Source organism: Leptospira yasudae (assembly GCF_003545925.1).
GTDB classification, from domain to species: Bacteria; Spirochaetota; Leptospiria; order Leptospirales; family Leptospiraceae; genus Leptospira; species Leptospira yasudae.
In genome coordinates this window covers 1-2,480 of sequence record NZ_QHCU01000016.1, presented here as the reverse complement: position 1 = coordinate 2,480, position 2,480 = coordinate 1, and the positions used below count along the sequence as shown (strand labels likewise).

General features: G+C 42.5%; 2 protein-coding genes. Both read left to right on the top strand.

Features of this window, described 5'->3' with window-relative positions:
* A partial coding sequence (locus tag DLM76_RS21340) for a polymorphic toxin-type HINT domain-containing protein (RefSeq protein ID WP_174714655.1) occupies positions 1–1,737 on the top strand: 1,737 nt, incomplete at its 5' end.
* Between the two features lie 10 nt (positions 1,738–1,747).
* On the top strand, positions 1,748–2,368 hold the full coding sequence (locus DLM76_RS21335) for a hypothetical protein (protein ID WP_118966534.1): 621 nt from the start codon (positions 1,748–1,750) through the stop codon (positions 2,366–2,368).
* Positions 2,369–2,480 lie beyond the last annotated feature (112 nt).

Sequence of the window (2,480 nt, the reverse complement as noted above, 5' to 3'; positions counted from 1 at the left end):
GCAAATATTTATCTAAACAACCTGGCTGGTAACGCGTTTGGTGAATTTGCGTATGTGGATTCGAATGGGAATTTGGTCTTCCAGCAGTGTTTTGTTGCGGGGACGTTGGTTCATACGAAGACGGGACTCAAGAAGATCGAGACGATTCAGATTGGGGACGAGGTTCTTACAAAGGACGAAGAGACCGGTGAAATGTTCTACAAACCTGTAACGGAGACGATGAACCATGACGGAGACGCATTGTATGAAATCAGCCTTGGAACGGGAGAAACGATCGTTAGCACTTGGAATCACCCTTACTTTACGTCGAAATCGGGTTGGGTGAAGGCGAAAGATCTTTTACCTGGAGATCAGTTGATCGGAACGAAGGGAGAGTATATCAGCGTATCGGATACAAGAGAGCTTTCTCAGTCAGAACGAGTTTACAACTTCGAAGTGGAAGAGACTCACAGTTACTTTGTGGGAGAGAAGGGTGTTTGGGTTCACAACTATCAAGCAGATACGATTCCAAGATTAGTGGATATAATGAAATCGATTCCCGGCTTGAAAGACATAGCAACGTCGATTGAGACAAAAATCAACGATCTCAAATCGAAGATTGCAGGCTTGGATCCGGTTGCTGACAAGGCAAAGATTGCGCAATACACGAAGGAATTATCCGCACAGGAAAGACAAATGGTGCAAAGCTTTATTAACAGCGCTTACTCTTCCCGTGATCCACAGACAGGTCAATTTACGGGACCGTATGCGAAATACAATTCGAACGTGGTTACAAAAGGACCGGAGTCGGGTCAATTTCCAATTAGAACTTCAATGGATGGCGTTCATACGTCTACTTCAGCGATCACTGAAGCGATTGGGAAGGTAAAAACTATATTAACGTATAACAAACCAACGGGGATGACTGACGCTCAACTCAGAGAAGTTGTAGACCGGACTTACAAAGGTTACGATTTCGATCCAGCCGGAAAGACTCCAGAGCAAATCAGAGCGATGGCGGATGAGATTACAAAACCGTTATATGGAAAGCAGTCTGGGGGAGAGGGGACAATCGTGCAGTTGGCAACCGTCATCAATACATTGCGAACAGAATACAGTAAGGAAACATTCAAGCCCATAGTGAGTTTAGAAGGAGAATCCCAGAAACAGTTTGAGGGGGTTCGTGATTGGATTTTTAGCGACAAATCACCGCAAGAGTTAGCCGAGAAAATCGGTTCTGCAACTTGCCGAATTTATACGAATTGGCAACAAGCAGTTTTGAGTGGAAAGACGAAGATGAGTTTCGGAGAATTCTATACCCAAAAGTTACTTACGGGAGACGTTACAATGGGAACAGATACGAAGGCGCCTGTATGGGACAAGGGTCACATGGCAGGTTATACGAAATCTTGGGGAGTGGACGGAGGCGGTTTTGATTACAGCGGTTTTAACGCTCAAGCAGGCAGTGAGAATTTTACAAACTTTACCAGTCCGATTCCAGTGGACAAGTTAGAGGCTAAATTAAATACTTTTGAAGTAGGCGCGGTAATTCAGGTATATGATGATACAAACGGACTTCCAGGACCAAATCATTATTGTCTTTGGATGAAGACAGCGGCGGGTTGGGTGAATTTGAATCATACAAACGGATCGTCAGGTGGGGCTGATCGTAACGCGGTAATTGACTTTCATCCTAAGCCAGGTCCAGAGCAAATGAATCAATTGCCTAAAGTGTTTAAGATCTACTACAATGAATGAGGAGATGAAAATGAATCGAACCATATTAAGTTTTTTAATTGTTATTTTACTTTTTCTTTTCTGCAAAAAGCAAGAGGAAGTGTCCGCAGATCAAACGACTACCGACATTCAAAAAGTCGGTAGATTGAGTTTGTCCGATCCGAGTATTTCCGGAGTTTATTGGTTAAAAGAAGCTGGTGCCTTGTATGAGCTTTTGGATTTGGGCAGCAAGAGCGTCAATCCGGATGTATGTGGAGAAGTCGATTCAAAAAACAAAACTTTAAAAGTAAAGTTTTTTGATAATAATGAAAAATATACGGTCAATATGGAAGAAACTTCGGAAGGACTGGTGCTTTTTAAATATCAAGGCAAAGTTCTCGATAAGGGATTCTTTAACTTAAGAGACAAATATTCTCCAATAGAATTGAGAACATTTAGACCGGATGCAAATCTCGATGATCCTAATGTAGGATCTACGCGCGCAAGTAAAAAGGTTAGCCCTAATTACATCAAAAGTTTTCGTAATGCTTACGATTGTGAAATGGATTTGAAAATTGCAAGATGCATCGACGACATTCCACCTGATGTAATCGAGGATCGAGTGAAGGCCGAGAAGGCTTGTTTTCCCAAGGGTTACGACAATTACAAATGAAAGAGAATGGAACTGAACAAGGCTTCGAATTAGGTGAAGCTGTTAGAAACAAAGCGACGGGTCAACAGATGTATGTAGATTTAGCTTGGAGCCCGAAAGTAAGTTGCGTTTA